At 42.7% G+C, this 16,737-nt stretch carries 15 protein-coding genes and 1 riboswitch; of the genes, 8 read left to right on the forward strand and 7 right to left on the reverse strand.

Translation table 11 applies throughout. The features are described 5' to 3' along the window. Nucleotides 1-7 precede the first annotated feature (7 nt). Both R7P80_RS04130 and aroA read left to right on the forward strand, forming a co-directional pair. Nucleotides 8-484: a glycine zipper 2TM domain-containing protein gene (locus R7P80_RS04130; protein ID WP_005378348.1), complete on the forward strand. Its 477-nt coding sequence runs from the start codon at nucleotides 8-10 to the stop codon at nucleotides 482-484. 290 nt (nucleotides 485-774) lie between these two features. Continuing rightward, a complete protein-coding gene (aroA, locus tag R7P80_RS04135; RefSeq protein WP_017634728.1) occupies nucleotides 775-2,055 on the forward strand; it encodes a 3-phosphoshikimate 1-carboxyvinyltransferase in 1,281 nt (426 codons plus the stop codon). Nucleotides 2,056-2,118: 63 nt separating this feature from the next. Here the strand turns inward: aroA and R7P80_RS04140 are convergent, their stop codons facing one another. Further along, nucleotides 2,119-2,367, reverse strand: coding sequence for a YciN family protein (locus R7P80_RS04140; protein WP_042522113.1), 249 nt, complete (start codon nucleotides 2,365-2,367; stop codon nucleotides 2,119-2,121). Nucleotides 2,368-2,801: 434 nt separating this feature from the next. On the opposite strand from R7P80_RS04140, the gene topA reads away from it, so the two are divergent. The 4 genes from topA (at nucleotide 2,802) to R7P80_RS04160 (ending at nucleotide 9,618) form a co-directional block, all read left to right on the forward strand. Then, a complete protein-coding gene (topA, locus tag R7P80_RS04145; RefSeq protein ID WP_005378351.1) occupies nucleotides 2,802-5,432 on the forward strand; it encodes a type I DNA topoisomerase in 2,631 nt (876 codons plus the stop codon). A gap of 608 nt (nucleotides 5,433-6,040) precedes the next feature. After that, the gene (gene glgC / locus R7P80_RS04150; protein ID WP_017634726.1) at nucleotides 6,041-7,258 is read left to right on the forward strand and encodes a glucose-1-phosphate adenylyltransferase; all 1,218 of its coding nucleotides are present in this window, start codon (nucleotides 6,041-6,043) and stop codon (nucleotides 7,256-7,258) included. Continuing rightward, on the forward strand, nucleotides 7,248-8,705 hold the full coding sequence (gene glgA / locus R7P80_RS04155) for a glycogen synthase GlgA (protein ID WP_042522112.1): 1,458 nt from the start codon (nucleotides 7,248-7,250) through the stop codon (nucleotides 8,703-8,705). The genes glgC and glgA overlap by 11 nt, the downstream gene beginning before the upstream one ends. A gap of 109 nt (nucleotides 8,706-8,814) precedes the next feature. Continuing rightward, complete coding sequence (locus R7P80_RS04160; protein WP_017820032.1) at nucleotides 8,815-9,618, forward strand: alpha/beta fold hydrolase; 804 nt, start codon at nucleotides 8,815-8,817, stop codon at nucleotides 9,616-9,618. 31 nt (nucleotides 9,619-9,649) lie between these two features. On the opposite strand, the gene R7P80_RS04165 is transcribed toward R7P80_RS04160, so the two are convergent. From R7P80_RS04165 to torD, 5 genes are all read right to left on the reverse strand, one after another. Continuing rightward, a complete protein-coding gene (locus R7P80_RS04165; RefSeq protein WP_017820033.1) occupies nucleotides 9,650-9,970 on the reverse strand; it encodes a DUF2007 domain-containing protein in 321 nt (106 codons plus the stop codon). Between the two features lie 20 nt (nucleotides 9,971-9,990). Continuing rightward, the gene (locus R7P80_RS04170; RefSeq protein WP_005378366.1) at nucleotides 9,991-10,677 is read right to left on the reverse strand and encodes a TVP38/TMEM64 family protein; all 687 of its coding nucleotides are present in this window, start codon (nucleotides 10,675-10,677) and stop codon (nucleotides 9,991-9,993) included. Between the two features lie 114 nt (nucleotides 10,678-10,791). Beyond that, entirely contained in the window at nucleotides 10,792-11,382 is a 591-nt protein-coding gene (locus tag R7P80_RS04175; RefSeq protein ID WP_005378367.1) for a TfoX/Sxy family DNA transformation protein, read from the reverse strand. 116 nt (nucleotides 11,383-11,498) lie between these two features. Beyond that, a riboswitch (cyclic di-GMP riboswitch) is annotated at nucleotides 11,499-11,588 on the reverse strand. Nucleotides 11,589-11,875: 287 nt separating this feature from the next. Next, nucleotides 11,876-12,880: an HTH-type transcriptional repressor PurR gene (purR, locus tag R7P80_RS04180; RefSeq protein WP_005378368.1), complete on the reverse strand. Its 1,005-nt coding sequence runs from the start codon at nucleotides 12,878-12,880 to the stop codon at nucleotides 11,876-11,878. 468 nt (nucleotides 12,881-13,348) lie between these two features. Continuing rightward, on the reverse strand, nucleotides 13,349-13,996 hold the full coding sequence (gene torD, locus R7P80_RS04185) for a molecular chaperone TorD (protein WP_017820035.1): 648 nt from the start codon (nucleotides 13,994-13,996) through the stop codon (nucleotides 13,349-13,351). 266 nt (nucleotides 13,997-14,262) lie between these two features. Here torD and torR point away from each other — a divergent pair, with 266 nt between their 5' ends. Beyond that, nucleotides 14,263-14,973 carry a two-component system response regulator TorR gene (torR, locus tag R7P80_RS04190; RefSeq protein ID WP_005378370.1) on the forward strand — a complete coding sequence of 237 codons (711 nt, stop codon included), beginning with the start codon at nucleotides 14,263-14,265 and terminating at the stop codon, nucleotides 14,971-14,973. A gap of 71 nt (nucleotides 14,974-15,044) precedes the next feature. Here torR and elyC read toward each other — a convergent pair whose 3' ends face one another. Beyond that, nucleotides 15,045-15,830, reverse strand: a complete 786-nt coding sequence (gene elyC / locus R7P80_RS04195; RefSeq protein ID WP_005387893.1) for an envelope biogenesis factor ElyC — start codon at nucleotides 15,828-15,830, stop codon at nucleotides 15,045-15,047. Between the two features lie 114 nt (nucleotides 15,831-15,944). Here elyC and cmoM point away from each other — a divergent pair, with 114 nt between their 5' ends. Further along, nucleotides 15,945-16,736 carry a tRNA uridine 5-oxyacetic acid(34) methyltransferase CmoM gene (cmoM, locus tag R7P80_RS04200; RefSeq protein WP_025766915.1) on the forward strand — a complete coding sequence of 264 codons (792 nt, stop codon included), beginning with the start codon at nucleotides 15,945-15,947 and terminating at the stop codon, nucleotides 16,734-16,736. The last annotated feature ends 1 nt before the right edge of the window (nucleotide 16,737 follow it).

Below are 16,737 nucleotides of genomic sequence, written 5' to 3' on the forward strand. Positions count from 1 at the left end.
GTTTATGATGACCTGGTTAAGAAATATCGTAAAAGTATGGCTTGGGATCATACTGTTTTTACCACTTGTCGCCAACGCAGCCTATGAAAGAAATGTTGCCAAGCCAGTTAATGAAGTAGTTTACGGGAAGATTGACTCTGTCCGTTATATTACTCAACAAGAGGTTGTTCAATCGAAAAGTAACGGTTGGAAGACACTACTTGGTGCCACTATCGGTGGTTTAGTCGGTAATCAATTTGGTGGCGGTACGGGAAGAGAAGTCGCGACGGCAGTGGGTGCGCTTGCAGGTGCCGCAGTTGCTCAAAACCAAAGTAATTACCAATACACGGTTGAATATAAGTTAGTTGAGCTACTCATCAAAGTGAAGGGTGATAAGCTAATTAATGTCATCCAAGATGTTGATAAAAATATGTTATTTAGTCGAGGGGATGAAGTTCGTATTTTATATTTTGATGATGGAGTCAGGGTTGATATCACTTATTAACCCTAGGTTGTTTTAGTCTAACGAAGCCTAATCAGGCATGTACAGTCGGGCTGGCTTATCGTCAAATAAAGTCGAAATAGTTTGCTGTTTCGCCGTGCTTCTTTCGCTCTGATTTACATCGCTGGCAATGCCTTTAATTCTGTATCTTTAGGCTGCTTGAGGATATTCATAAATTAGCGCCGATTTACTCTGGTTTTGTCGTGTTTTTTTGGGTAGTCTGAATTCACGAAGAATTGTTTAGCCCTCATAAAAAATCGTATGTTGAGGGCACAAAGGATTATCAACTTTTAATGGAAAGCCTAACGTTACAACCTATCAATAAAATTCAAGGGGAAGTGAACCTTCCTGGCTCTAAAAGTGTTTCTAATCGAGCTCTTTTACTTGCTGCTCTTGCTAAAGGCAGAACTCGCCTTACTAATCTCCTCGACAGTGATGATATTCGTCATATGCTGAATGCGCTGACTAAACTAGGCGTTCAATACCAACTTTCCGAAGATAAAACAGAATGTCTCGTTGACGGCCTTGGGCGTCCGTTTTCTGTCTCAGAGCCGGTAGAGTTATTTCTCGGCAATGCTGGCACTGCGATGCGACCATTAGCTGCGGCTCTTTGTCTTGGAGAAGGGGAGTATGTACTGACGGGCGAACCTCGTATGAAAGAGCGTCCAATTGGTCACCTTGTCACGGCACTGAAAGATGCTGGTGCGAACGTTGAGTACATGGAAAACGAGAACTTTCCGCCTCTCAAAATAATTGGTACTGGCCTAAAAGCAGGTACAGTTTCTATCGATGGGTCCATTTCAAGTCAGTTCTTGACCGCTTTCTTAATGTCTGCGCCATTGGCTGAAGGTGAAATTCGCATCAACATCGAAGGCGATTTGGTTTCTAAGCCTTATATCGATATCACCCTGCATATCATGAAGCAGTTTGGAGTCGATGTGATCAACAATGACTATCAAGAGTTTGTGATCCCAGCCGGTCAGCAATACATCGCTCCAGGTGATTTCTTGGTTGAAGGTGACGCGTCTTCTGCTTCTTACTTCTTGGCGGCGGCAGCCATCAAAGGTGGAGAAGTTAAAGTCACGGGTATCGGTAAAAACAGCATTCAAGGTGATATTCAATTTGCTGATGCGCTTGAAAAAATGGGTGCAGAAATTGAATGGGGTGATGACTACGTAATTTCTCGTGTTGGTCAATTAAAAGGCATTGATATGGATTACAACCATATCCCTGATGCAGCAATGACCATCGCGACAACAGCGCTATTTGCCGAAGGCACTACCGCTATTCGTAACGTTTATAACTGGCGTGTAAAAGAAACAGACCGTTTGTCAGCTATGGCGACTGAGTTACGTAAAGTTGGTGCGGAAGTGGAAGAAGGGGAAGACTACATCATCGTCAAACCTGTCTCTCAGTTAAAGCATGCTGCGATTGATACTTACGATGATCATCGTATGGCGATGTGTTTTTCGCTGGTGGCACTTAGTGATACACCTGTGACGATTAATGATCCAAAGTGTACGTCGAAAACGTTCCCTGACTACTTCGACAAACTTAAGGCTTTAAGCTGCTAAATATTCTGACCTAAAATAGGAAAGCCAGAGTGAATAACACTCTGGCTTTTTTGTTTCCCAATACTATTTAACCAGCGTAAATTCCTTAGAAAGGTGATGCGCTAAGTATTTGAACATATTGAATACTGCAGTCGTATTTGAAGTTGGTAAACCTTTGTCATCAAGGAAGTATTCACCTTTAAAAACTAAAACACCTTCTTTTTCTTCTACACTTGTTGCTCGCATTCCCTCGATGTAATCATCGTGCTCTTGGATGATTTGGTTAGCGATCAAAAGAAGGTCGAACTCTTCGATAAGCGTTCTATCAGACATATTCTTTCTACCATTCTATTCAGTTAAGAACGCTGAGTATACCTACAACTAAAATGGGTTTGCATGATTAATTCAGTCAATCGTTCAGTAAGACTAAACAGATCAATTTTTAGAGTGTAAATATGATGCGGAGGAAGATGGCAGAGTATTGAACGAAACTATTTTGTGATGGGTAACAAAATTTATTGCATTGGATTAGCGGATGCTAAGTTTGCCTGTTTAGATATGCCGCTCAATACCTTTCAGAACCCTGTCTCTTTGAAGTATAAAGACGATGAATTGTCAACCAATCGGATCTGAATTTCAAAAAAGCAGTTGATCTTCTTTTCATCTCGCACAATAGTAAAAAAAGAAGCAATGAAATAGAACATTATGCGGGTGGCCTTTAAACAAGGTTTCTACCCGCATTATTATGAAGGACGTTAGAGTCAGTTATGGGTAAATCACTCGTTATAGTGGAGTCACCAGCCAAGGCAAAGACGATAAATAAGTACCTTGGTAAAGACTTTATTGTTAAGTCTAGTGTTGGTCATGTGCGTGATCTGCCTACGGCCGGTCAAAGCACTGGTGAGAAAAAAGCCGCAGCCATCTCAACTAAAGGGATGAGTCCGGAAGAGAAAGCGCGCGTTAAAAAAGAGAAAGACCGCAAAGCGTTGATCAAAAAGATGGGGATTAACCCATATCATGACTGGGAAGCGAATTACCAAATCCTTCCAGGCAAAGAAAAAGTTGTCAACGAACTACAAAAACTCGCCAAAGACGCAGATTGCGTTTATCTCGCAACCGATTTGGACCGCGAAGGGGAAGCAATCGCATGGCACCTTCGTGAGATCATCGGTGGCGATGAAGAGCGATACAAACGTGTAGTTTTTAATGAAATTACGAAAAACGCGATCCAACAAGCTTTCCAGACACCTGGTGAGCTGAACATGGATGGTGTAAATGCCCAACAAGCACGTCGCTTCATGGACCGTGTCGTTGGTTTTATGGTTTCACCTTTACTTTGGAAAAAAGTGGCTCGTGGCTTATCTGCTGGTCGAGTGCAGTCTGTTGCGGTGAAATTGTTAGTTGAGCGTGAGCGTGAGATTAACGCGTTTGTACCAGAAGAATTCTGGGACATTCATGCGAATACGAAAACGAAAGACAAAGCGGACTTTAAACTGCTTGTTGCGCAGAAAGACGGTTCTGCGTTTAAGCCAGTTAATGAGGCAGAAACCAAAGCAGCGATGTCTGTACTTGAGAATGCAAGTTACGAAGTATGTAAGCGTGAAGACCGTCCTACAAAGAGCAAGCCTTCAGCACCTTACATCACCTCTACGCTTCAACAGGCAGCAAGTACACGTCTGGGCTACGGCGTGAAAAAGACCATGATGCTAGCTCAGCGCCTCTATGAGGCCGGTTACATCACTTACATGCGTACTGACTCGACTAACCTAAGTGCCGAGGCTGTGGACGCTGTACGTGACTTTATTGGTTCTGAGTTTGGTGATAAGTACCTGCCAGCGAAACCATTGACGTACGGTAGCAAAGAAGGGGCACAGGAAGCGCACGAAGCGATCCGTCCTTCAAATGTGGGTGTTAAGGCGGAAGACCTGCAAGGTGTCGATGCTGATGCGCACAAACTTTACGCTTTGATTTGGAATCAGTTTGTAGCGTGTCAAATGACGCCAGCAGAATACGATTCAACAACCATCAGCGTAAAAGCGGCAGAATACACGCTTAAAGCGAAAGGCCGTATCCTTAAATTTGACGGCTGGACTCGTGTACAGCGTCCAATGGGCAAAAACGAGGATACAATCCTTCCAGCGGTACAACTTGGCGATAAGCTAAGCTTAGAGTCACTTGACCCTAAACAGCACTTTACAAAGCCACCTGCGCGCTACACTGAAGCAGCACTGGTTAAAGAGCTGGAGAAACGAGGCATTGGTCGTCCGTCGACTTACGCATCGATCATTTCTACGATTCAAGATCGTGGCTACGTGAAAGTTGATCAGCGCCGTTTCTACGCTGAAAAAATGGGTGAAATTGTTACTGACCGCCTTGATGACAGCTTTAACGATTTGATGAACTACGACTTTACTGCGCGTATGGAACAGAAATTGGACCAAATCGCTGAAGGTGAAGTGAACTGGAAAGCTGTGTTAGACAACTTCTTTGCTGATTTTACTGGCGATCTTGAAAAAGCGGAGCTGGATGAGTCAGAAGGCGGTATGAAGTTAAACCACATCGTCATGACGGATATCGAGTGTCCGACGTGTAGCCGTCCAATGGGCATCCGTACTGCTTCAACAGGTGTGTTCTTAGGCTGTTCAGGTTACGCGTTACCACCAAAAGAGCGTTGTAAGACAACCATCAACTTGGGTGACGAAGAAGGTATTATTAACGTTCTAGAAGAAGACGTTGAAACCGCAGCTCTTCGTGCTAAAAAGCGTTGTCCGATCTGTGAAACAGCGATGGACGCATACCTGATTGATGACAAGCGTAAGATGCATGTTTGTGGTAATAACCCGAACTGTGAAGGCTACCTTGTTGAATACGGCGAGTTCAAAGTAAAAGGCTACGATGGTCCAGTTGTTGAATGTGACAAATGTGGCTCTGATATGGTGCTTAAGAACGGTCGCTTTGGTAAATACATGGATTGTACGAGCGAAACGTGTAAGAACACTCGTAAGATCTTGAAGAATGGCGAAGTCGCGCCCCCGAAAGAAGATCCTGTTCATTTCCCCGAGTTGCCATGTGAAAACTCAGATGCGTATTTCGTACTTCGTGATGGTGCTTCGGGTCTATTTATGGCGGCAAGCAATTTCCCGAAATCGCGCGAGACACGTGCTCCTTTGGTTGCTGAACTGGCACGTTTTGAAGAGCGTTTACCTGAGAAGTTCAAATACCTAGCAACTGCGCCGCAAGAAGATCCTGATGGTCGTCCTGCTGTTGTACGCTTTAGCCGTAAAACAAAAGAGAACTACGTTCGTTCGGAAGAGAACGGTAAGCCAAGTGGTTGGACAGCGCTCTTTGTTGACGGTAAGTGGGAAGTCACTGATAAGCGTAAAAAAGCGAAAGCATAAAAACGTACGATCTAAGTAATGTAAAAAGGCAGCGATATCGCTGCCTTTTTTGCGTTTTGTTTTTGCGTAAAGGCCACTGTATTGTTCGTATAGATCTTTGCTGCTTTGACTGAGTTTTGCTGACGCGAGAAGATCCCAGTATCAATATTTCGTAGTCGCTGATGTATTTTTTATGTAAAAAATATTCGTTGTAACTTTCATTTTGCATTCACATATTTGTTATACATTGGGCTAAAAAATCGGCGGTGTAGTGAATCCGTTCGTAAATTGTTTTCACAATGTAATCGTTTGCTTTTCCATGTGTGATCTAGATATCGTCTTGAGTACGCAAGAGCTGTATGGTACACAGAATGGCGTATTAAAAATTGTAATTTAGAACCCGCTTAGATAATTTATTACAAAAATTAGTGCAACTGTGTGCATTGTTTGCGTCAAAAAATAAGGAAAGAGTGGACGTTGCATACTGGAAGTGCCGTAGCTTTTTTATCCGTGTTGTAAGAGTTCACAGAAACTCAGAGACGGTTGCTAAATGTATTCGCTTGACTCCCCGAGTATGACTCATTCAAGCGAGTACCAAATCCAAGCTATAACGATATGGAGAACAACAAATGGCTGGTGTTTTGGGAATGATTCTTGCTGGCGGTGAAGGCTCTCGTTTGAGACCTTTAACGGAATCTCGCAGTAAACCTTCGGTACCGTTTGGTGGTAGTTATCGATTGATCGATTTTGCTCTAAACAATTTTGTTAATGCGGACCTGATGCGCATTTACGTCCTAACCCAATTTAAATCTCAATCTTTATTCCATCACTTAAAAAAGGGGTGGAACATCAACGGCATTACAGACCGCTTTATCGATCCTATTCCCGCTCAAATGCGTACTGGTAAACGTTGGTACGAAGGGACGGCGGACGCGATCTATCAAAACCTGCGTTTTATGGAGTTAGAGGAACCAGAGCAAGTTTGTATTTTTGGCTCTGACCATATCTATAAGATGGATATCAAACAAATGCTGAACTTCCACTCAGAAAAGCAGGCTTCTCTGACGGTATCTGCATTGCGCATGCCACTAAAAGAGGCGTCGCAATTTGGGGTTATCGAAGTGGATAGTGAAGGCCGTATGATTGGCTTTGAAGAAAAACCAGCAAATCCGAAGTCGATTCCTGGTGACCCTGATTACGCTTTAGTTTCAATGGGTAACTATGTTTTTGAAGCTCAGGTACTGTTCTCAGAGTTGGTCGAAGATGCGGATAATGAAGCTTCATCACATGATTTTGGAAAGGACATCATTCCAAAGATGTTCCCTAGAGGTGATGTGTTCGTGTATGACTTCAGTACAAACAAAATCAGTGGCGAAAAAGAAGAGGTGTACTGGCGTGATGTCGGAACTATTGATGCGTACTGGCAAGCGCATATGGATCTGCTAGAAAAAGATGCACCATTTTCGCTGTACAACCGTAAATGGCCATTGCATACCTACTACCCACCATTGCCACCTGCGACATTTACCGACTCTGATAATGGTCGTGTGCAGATAATCGATAGTTTAGTGTGTAATGGCAGCTATGTTAGAGGCTCAAGAATCGAAAAGTCGGTGCTTGGTTTTCGCAGTAATATTGCTTCTGCTTGCGATATCAGCGAATGTATACTTCTTGGTGACGTAAAAATTGGCGAAGGATGTGTTTTACGTCGTGTGATTGTCGACAAGGATGCCGATATTGCTCCTGGTACTCAGATTGGTGTGAATCTTCAAGAAGATAAAAAACACTTCCACGTGTCTGAGGAGGGCATTGTTGTTATTCCGAAAGGAGCTCGAGTTGGCTACTAACAACTTATCTATTCTGTTTGTAGCTTCTGAGGTTGAAGGCCTCATTAAAAGTGGTGGCTTGGCAGATGTTGCCAAGGCACTACCGGAAGCCCTTCAAAACCTACAGCAAGACGTAAGAATTACCATCCCTGCGTACAGCAGTATTGATAAACTCGCAGACGCAGAAGTTGTATTAGAAACAGAATTAACATCATGGCCGCATACGGAGTATCGAGTTTTGCGGCTCATGTTAGGTCAAAATCCTGTTTACCTGATTGATTGTCCGCCGTATTTCAATCGACCATCAATGTATGCGGAGAACAACCAAGCGTATACTGATAACGGCGAGCGCTTTGCGTTTTTTAGTGCAGCATGTCTCGATATGTTACCCAAGCTCGCCTTTCAACCTAATATCATACACGCGAACGATTGGCACACAGGTCTTGTTCCATTTTTGCTCAAGCACAGGTATGGCAATGATCCGTTTTTTGCTCATACTAAAAGCGTCATTTCAATTCACAATGCGGTCTTTAAAGGCGTATTTAGTTATGAAGACGTGCAGTGTTTGCCAGAGTTTCATTATAGAAACGTTCCCGATGCTGCGGTGAGTGCAACGCATATTACGATGCTTAAAGCTGGTGTAATGAATGCAGATAAGATAAACGCGGTTAGCCCTACGTACGCAGAGGAACTAAAAACAGAGCTTGGCAGTCATGGAATGGCTTGGGAGTTTCAGCAACGCGCGCAGGACTTAGTTGGTATTTTGAACGGTTGTGATTACAGCGCTTGGAATCCGGAAACTGATACCTACTTGCCGGTTAATTACTGCGCCGACCAGCAAAGTATGTCGCAAGGGAAGAAAGCTTGTAAAAAAGCATTACAACAACGACTAAATTTGCCCGAAAAAAATGTAGCTATGTTCGGTATGGTTTGTCGGTTGACCCAGCAGAAAGGCGTTCATTACTTGTTGCCTGCTTTGGCCGATTTTTTGAAGCACGATGTTCAGCTAGTTGTCGTTGGGACCGGAGACCCTGTTCTTGCCGCTCAGTTACGAGAGGTTGCCGCGCGGTTTTCTAGCAAATTTGCCTTTGTAGAAGCGTATGACAATGAACTTGCGCATATCGTTGAAGCTGGTTCTGATTTCTTCTTGATGCCTTCTGAGTTTGAACCATGTGGCTTAAACCAAATCTATAGTATGGCTTATGGGACATTACCGATAGTACGCGGTGTTGGTGGCTTAAAGGACAGCGTTAGCGATTATGATGTAAACCCATCTGAAGCAACGGGGTTTGTTTTTTTCGAACCGACACCGCAGGCATTGTTGTTAACGATGCTAAGGGCACTGTTGCTCTACGCTCAAAACGAGCCTGAAGTGAATAAAGTACAGTTGCACGCGATGCAACAAGACTTTTGTTGGCAAAAGGCCGCAGAATCTTATTTGCAGCTTTACCACTCAGCGTTAGTTTGACTTAAAATTGTAACGAAAGGCACCGAATGAGGTGCCTTTATTATCTTGAGTAAGGGGAGTGTGGTAGGATGGCTTTTTACTCAATAGCACGATCTTTTTGATACTCAATATGACCCAGCCGCTACTTTTTCATAAAACCTATTTGCACCCTACTAGTAATGAGTGGGTTGTATTTGTGCACGGTGCTGGTGGTAGCTCTTCTATCTGGTTCAAGCAAATTAAAGCTTACAAGCAACACTTTAACTTATTGCTGATCGATTTAAGAGGTCATGGAAAGTCAAATCAGTTACTTAAAGAGCTCATTGCTAGCCGTTATACCTTTACGGAAGTTACCCAAGATATTTTGAAAGTATTGGACCATTTAAAGATCCAATCCGCTCATTTTGTCGGTATGTCGCTTGGTACTATTATTGTTCGAAACCTTGCTGAATTGTCATCAGAGCGCGTACGTTCGATGGTGCTCGGTGGTGCTGTCACAAGGCTTAACACTCGTTCTCAGATATTGGTGAAATTAGGTAATTTTTGTAAGCATATCCTACCGTACATGTGGCTCTACAAACTGTTCGCTTATATTGTTATGCCTCAAAGAAGCCAACGAGAATCTCGCCACCTTTTTATTCGCGAAGCCAAGAAGCTTTGCCAAAAAGAATTTAAACGTTGGTTTATTCTTGCCGCTGATGTAAATCCGTTAATGAAATATTTTAAAGATCGAGAGTTACCCATTCCGACTCTTTACTTAATGGGCGACAGGGATTACATGTTTATTAAACCTGTCAAAGAAATGGTTGCAGCACATAAGCTCAGCATTCTACGAGAAATCCCGAATTGTGGTCATGTATGCAATGTAGAGCGTCCAGAAGACTTCAATCAACACTCCATCGAGTTTATTAAACAGCAAGCTGTATGTGCTTAAAACTGAGTGCATCCACTGAATAGGAGAGCCGCTATAGCTCTCCTAGTTGATATCCACATTGCCAACATGCACCAAATTGCCCTTCGTTTATTTCATGACATTTTGGGCATTGCCAATCTTGATACTCATGCCTATCGGATTGTTTTCGATATGCTTTTACTATTTCTTCAGCTTTCATCTTTTGTGCCGTGTCAAAAAGCCACACATAAGGATCGGTATCATCACCAAACGGCAGTTCTCCTTTTAAGCCGAAAATACCTTCTCCGCGAACTTCACAGTAAATTTGTTCCACTTTAAGCAGCTCACATACAATGTGTGCTTCTGCTGGGTTTTTAGCGATAAATATTTTCATCAAAATACCCACTTCACCAATTACGAGTTTTGCTGACTTGGTGTCGGCCTTACTTTATTCATAACCCATTTAGTGATGATTGGAAATAGTCCCAATAGCGCAAAAGACGCTAATACTGCGGGTGAAACAATGCCCGATAGGCTTTCAATTGTTGCTAATTGAGTACCTGCATTCAGATATACGGCTGTGCCTGGCAGCATACCTATTTGGCTAGTGAGATAAAATCGACCTACAGACATCGGTGTTAAGCCCATCAGTAAGTTGATTAGAAAGAAAGGGAATACAGGGATTAGACGCAAGGAAAATAGATAAAAAGCTCCGTCTTTTTCGACACCTTGATTAATTGCGTTGAGTTTATTTCCGAATTTGTTTTGTACCCAGTCACGCAATAAGTATCGGCTGCTCAAGAAGGCCAGTGTTGCCCCCATAGTGCTAGCGAAAGAAACCAGTAGCAAGCTTGTCCAAAAACCAAATAAGGCTGCACCAAGTAAGGTGACTACTGCCGCTCCTGGGATAGAAAAAGCGGTAATTGCAATGTAGGTAAAAAAGTAAATCGCAGCCGAGAATACAAAATTCTGATCGATGTATGTAGTTAGTGCTTCTTGTTGGGCTTTTGCATTCTCTAAGGTTAAATACTGGCCAAAGTTAATACCTAAAAAGACGATAGCCGCTAGTAGGATGAGACCTAATATCAGTTTCTTATTCATAATTTTGATTCCAATTTGGGATATATGTAATAAGACAGTAGGAAAACCGAAAAAATTTCACAAAAAAACCGCAGATTAGACTGCGGTTTTACAAGATAGTTTTTAGGCCGACTTTTATTGGAGGCCGTTCATCAACTCATCTCGGCGAGCTTGAGGTACCACACTCCAATGAGTGCCGTTGATAGCACCTTCTAGTGCCCATAGCAACTCAATGTTGACGGTTGCAGAGTGCGTATCTCTTATCGCTTTATAGGCGTTAAGCGCACCTTCCTCTTCAAGCTTCTCTACGGATTCGATGCCGGCTTTTTTTAGCATGCGCTCGGTAGCCAGTCGTAAGTTAGGCAAATCTTTCAAACGGTTAGGCTTTGTACTTGCTTGCTGTTCTTTCTCAAGCTTTGCCTTTTTCAATGATTGATTCGCTACTTCGATTAAGCGTTCGCTTGATTCCCATAAATCGCTGGAAATAGCGTAGTACTTTGTAACGACTGGAAAGCCACGTTTTTTATAAACGTAAGGCTTTAGCCCTTGTTTCTCGAAGTCAGATGAAGTTTTTTGGTCTGCTCTGATATGAAGCTGATTGTTTACCACTAGTGCAAACATTGTTTCATCAGCGAATAGTCCGAAGCCACCAAACATTGAGCGCGACTTGATATTACCAAGTGCCTCAAATAGCTTCATAGAGTCTTTGAGTATCGGTTTATCCATGTTTTGTTATCTCGGTGTAATTAATATTACGCCACCAAAAGTCAGGTCCGAGAGAGTAGCAAACATGCGTAAAAACAATGTCATTACAGAGTAAAGTCATTGCTTACACACTTGCCATCGGTAACCCCGCTACCTTCCATATCGTAATATGGTTCAGGCCGGAGGCTTTGCGTCCCACTCTTTCGAATGGTTTGCCCTGTGCGTGACACAATGAGCATACTTCTTATATTGAATTAACATCACGGTTTAGCGTTAAAAGTGTGATTTCGGTTCAATAAAAATGATAGATTGAATGCTCTATTTTGCATATGGAAAGGTGCAAATTGGCCTTTGAAAAGGAGTTCTTAATATATATTACATTTATATAAAACAGGGAGTTAACGTTAGTCAATTGTTATTAGAGTGGTGTGAAGTATTAGAGAATGCTTAATTTTTCCAAAAAAATAAGCGCCCCTGTAGAGCGCTTATTTAACACGGTTAAATACAGTGAAATTTAGTTCATTTTTTTCACAGTATTTCGAATTACAAGCTCAGGTTGCATTTCGAAAATTCGTTTTTCGTGTTCTTTATCTTTGATACGCTCAAGTAGAATTTCGAATGCATTTTTACCAACACGACGTTTAGGTTGGTGGATAGTCGTTAGCGGTGGAGAGAAGTATTCCGCAAGCTCGATGTTGTCGTAGCCGATCACTGAAATATCTTCAGGAATTTTGATCCCGTTTTGTTGCAAGCGGCTCATTAGGCCTAGAGCCATTGTGTCGTTAAAACAGAATACCGCCGTCGGGCGCTTGTCCATTGCGGTAATTTTATCTGCAACTAATACGGCCGTATCACATTCAAAGTTACCTTCAAGGATCCAGTCTTCATTTACAGCTAGGTTCGCTTCGCTCATTGCGCGACGGAAACCTGCAATGCGCTCTTGGCAAGCAAGCTTTTCAAAATGACCGCTTAGACAAGCGATATCCGTATGACCATTGTCAATCAGATGTTTGGTTGCAATGTAGCCACCTTCTTCTGAGTTATCCATGATCTTGTCTGCTTGTGAGCTCTCTGGGCCCCAATCCATGACCACTTTAGGAATGTCCGCATGACGGTCAAGCATCTCTTTTAGTTCTTCGGTTAAGTCAGAACACATCACTAGGATGCCATCAACGCGCTTTTCAGCCAGCATACGAATGTAATCGCGTTGTTTTTCGTAAATCCCGCCTGTGTTACATAAAATCAGAGTATAGCCTTGGCGGTAACAGTAGCTCTCAACGCCATCAATCACTTCTGAGAAAAATAGGTTAGTTGATTGAGTTACTAACATGCCAATCGTACGAGTTGAGTTGCATTTTAGGCTGCGTGCAACGGCACTTGGCGCGTAATTCAGCTCGTCAACGGCTTTCATTACTTTTTCTTGCGTTGCTTCTGCAACGAAACGCGTTTTATTGATAACGTGCGAAACTGTCGTAGTGGAAACGCCGGCTAAGCGAGCAACGTCTTTTATCGTGGCCATAAATGGTGTCCTGTATCGAGCTACTGAAATATGTCGTATTGGATGTACCTGATGCTCTAATGGTTTCACACCTAGCAATATAAAATTGGCGCTAAGTGTCTCGGCAGCGGTTGATCCAAGTGCGACAAAAGGGTACGTAGCAGCATCGGTCGATGAATTTTATCTTTTTTCTATCTGATGAGAAATTGCCATCAACCTGTTAAGAAAACACAAAAACCGCTATATTTCAGCGGTTTACATATAAATCATATTTAATCGTTTGCGCTCACATTTTAGCCCTATGTGGACTGACTAGCAATGTTTTCAGCAAGAGATTTGTGTATTTGAAGTCACATTTTGACTGCTAAATAACCAAGCGTCTTTGCGCTAAGTTAAGGCAAACGAATATTATACCCAAGTTACTTACAATTGGTCACTTTCAGGCATACAGGAAGCCCGATAGGCAGGCTCCCTAAAAATAGGCGGCAATTATTCACCAAGAAGGTAGGCGCTGTCTAGTTTACAAAATGCAACTAATAGTTTCGCGACACTCGAGTAAAATCCAAATTCGTCGAATTGTTTACATTTGTCTGAAAACTGAGGTAACCAAGACATCAATTGTTGCTGGATAAAGTCGTTTTGTTTAACGAAGGCTTCTTCCATGTGTTTTTCTTGTTCAAGCTCGTTTGAGCGGATAATCATGTTCCCGAGAAAGTCGAGCTCAACGGCTAAGTGATCCGCAGGTTCCTTTAGGTTTTCGTCTACTTGAACGCCAAATTCAGCCATCAACTTTTCCATTTCCTCAGCTGGCTTGTCATTCAGTAAACCTGATTCACCAATGTACATGGATGCGTAAGGAAGAGCGCCGTATTTTTCTGTCTTCAAAAACAGTTCACAAAAGTCAGCTGCAAGCTCTAGTTGTGCATCTTCACGATCTTGTAACCGATTCAATGCATCAACTAGGCTATCAACGGCTGGTTTTAGCGACTCATTTTCACCTAAACCTGCGAGAAAACTGCGAATTTCAACACTGTGATAGGCTTCCAATTCTTTCTCTGTTAGTTCTTTTGCGAACAAGCTCGAAAACCACCAGTAAATTTCAGCGCGTTTCTCATTAAAAGCTTTCACTTCTTGCATTTTGGGCTCCTGAATGATGCTTCAAGTCATGCATCACAAAGTCAATTAGGGATATCCCCTAAGTGTAATCAATTAAAATGAATAGCAGTAACTATAATTGTTATGTTTTATGGTCAAAAATGACCGTTTATTAATAGCAATGGGCAAGCTTGTTTTGAATCAATAAAAACGCTAAATCTTGCGTTTTAATGTATCTATGACTAGAAATGTTACTAGTTATGAATAGAATACGTCTTGGATAATAAGAAGACAGAAAAGTGGTGTAAATGAGCTATCACGTATTAGTCGTAGAAGATGATGTTGTAACTCGTAGTAAGCTTGCGGGATATTTCCAAAATGAGGGCTACCAAGTCAGCGAAGCAGAGAGTGGCGCAGAAATGCGTGAAGTTTTGCAAGCGGGCGATGTAGACCTGATCATGCTGGATATTAACCTGCCTGGTGAAGACGGCCTGATGCTTACTCGTGAGTTACGTAGCCAATCGGATATTGGTATCATATTAGTAACAGGACGCACGGATAGCATTGATAAAATCGTAGGCCTAGAAATGGGTGCTGACGATTATGTGACAAAACCTTTTGAACTGAGAGAGCTGTTAGTTCGCGTGAAAAACTTGCTGTGGCGTATTTCAGCAGCGCGCAGTGGCAGCTCGAAAGCGAATGAAACCAGTGAAGAGCACATTGTGCGCTTTGGGGAGTGGACATTCGACATTCAACGTCGCGCACTTAGCCGCAACGGTGAGCCAGTAAAACTAACTAAAGCAGAGTATGAACTTTTGGTGGCATTATCGTCTTACCCTAACCAGGTGTTAAGTCGTGAGCGTATTTTGAACATGATCAGCCATCGAGTGGATGCGCCGAATGACCGCACCATTGATGTTCTTATTCGACGTATGCGCGCAAAAATGGAGTTCGATCCTAAGAACCCACAGATTTTTGTAACGGTGCACGGCGAAGGCTATATGTTTGCTGGTGACTAGTTGGAACATAACTCAATCGTAAAAAGAAAAGGAGAGCTTCGGCTCTCCTTTTTTGTGGCTTCAAGATAATACTAGTTTGCTTCAACCATTGGTGTTTGGCCGACAGTATCACGCAACCTTTGCCAAATACTGCCCAAGTACTCATGCCAATAAAGCTCTGTTTGTTCTAAGTAACGCGCTTTAGGTGAGTATTTATCCCAAGGTTGACTTATCTCGCTAATAGCTAAGAAGTTGGTCGGGGCTGGGATTGGTTTAATGCCTGCTGCGTTGAACTCATACAATGCACGGCTCATGTGACTCGCAGAAGTGACTAACACAATCTCCTTTTGTTGAACGAATGCAGCCGCTTGACGCGCCTCTTCCCACGTATCTTTCGCATCTTCTAATAAAATGATATCGGATTTCGCGACTCCCAACGCAAGGGCAACGTTCGCCATCATTCGCGCGTGGCTAATTTCAGATCCGCCAGCATAGCCGGATAAGATTAATTTCGCGCCTGGATACATTCTTAAAATACGAATGCCCTCAGTTAAGCGCATTAATGCTGCACGGCTTAACTGCGAGGTGGGTGGAATTTCGTCATCGATAACATGACCATTCCCTAAAACCATCACGTAGTCGATGGTGCCAGAAACTGGCAAAAAGGCTTTATGCTCTCGCTCTAACGGCATAAGAAGCTTGGTTGAAACAGGTTGGAAGGCAACAAGAAAAATGCCAACAAAAGAGAATAGAACAACGAAGCAGCCAGTTTTACGTTTTGTAGTAAAACTAATGAGAGCAAGACCCAACAAGCCTATCAGCAGCAATGCCGGAAGGGGCATAAGCATGGCTGACACTACTTTTTTCAGCTCAAACATACATAAATAGTCCGAAAAAACATCAATTGATAATAAAAATGAGGGTATCCCTCTTTATTCCTGCTTTCCTTGTGCCAGAATAGCGGCACAATCCGTTATGATAACTCAGCAGAAGTGACAGAAGACCGCAATTTCGACGATATCGCCCACAAATTTGCAAAAAATATTTACGGCTCCGATAAAGGGGAGATCCGCCAAATCATTGTGTGGGAAGATTTTCTACAGATTCTAAGTGAATTAGATGCTGACCAGCAACCCCTAGAAGTGTTGGACGCTGGTGGTGGTTTGGCACAAATGTCGCAAAAGCTTGCTAAGCTCGGACATCGAATCGCTTTATGTGATCTATCTTCGGAAATGCTGCAGTTGGCTAAGCAGGATATTGAAAAAAACGGTTTGCTTGAGCAGTATCGCCTGATTCATTCGCCTGTCCAATCCATCGGTGAACATATGGATGGACAGGTCGATCTGGTTATGTTCCACGCTGTGATGGAGTGGCTGGTTGATCCTAAGGCCGCACTTGAAACAGTTCTTGAACAAGTAAAACCGGGAGGTATCGCATCAGTCATGTTCTACAACCACCACGGTTTAGTCTATAAAAACGTGGTTTGTGGCAACATTCCTCATATATTAGACGGCATGCCTCACCGAAAAAGATTTAAACTACAGCCGCAAAAAGGCTTAAAACCTGAAGAAGTCTACCAGTGGATAGAAAATTCAGGTTTTAATATTTGTGGCAAATCTGGTATTCGCTCATTTAGTGATTACATAGGCAATATGGAATACATGGGTGATTACGAGTTTGAAGATGTGTTGGCGCTAGAAAAACAACTTTGTCGACAAGAGCCATACCTCTCATTAGGCCGCTACATTCATGTGTGGGCTAAAAAGAACGATAAACAGGAATAAC

This window comes from Vibrio sp. 2092, from assembly GCF_033339635.1.
GTDB lineage: Bacteria > Pseudomonadota > Gammaproteobacteria > Enterobacterales > Vibrionaceae > Vibrio > Vibrio alginolyticus.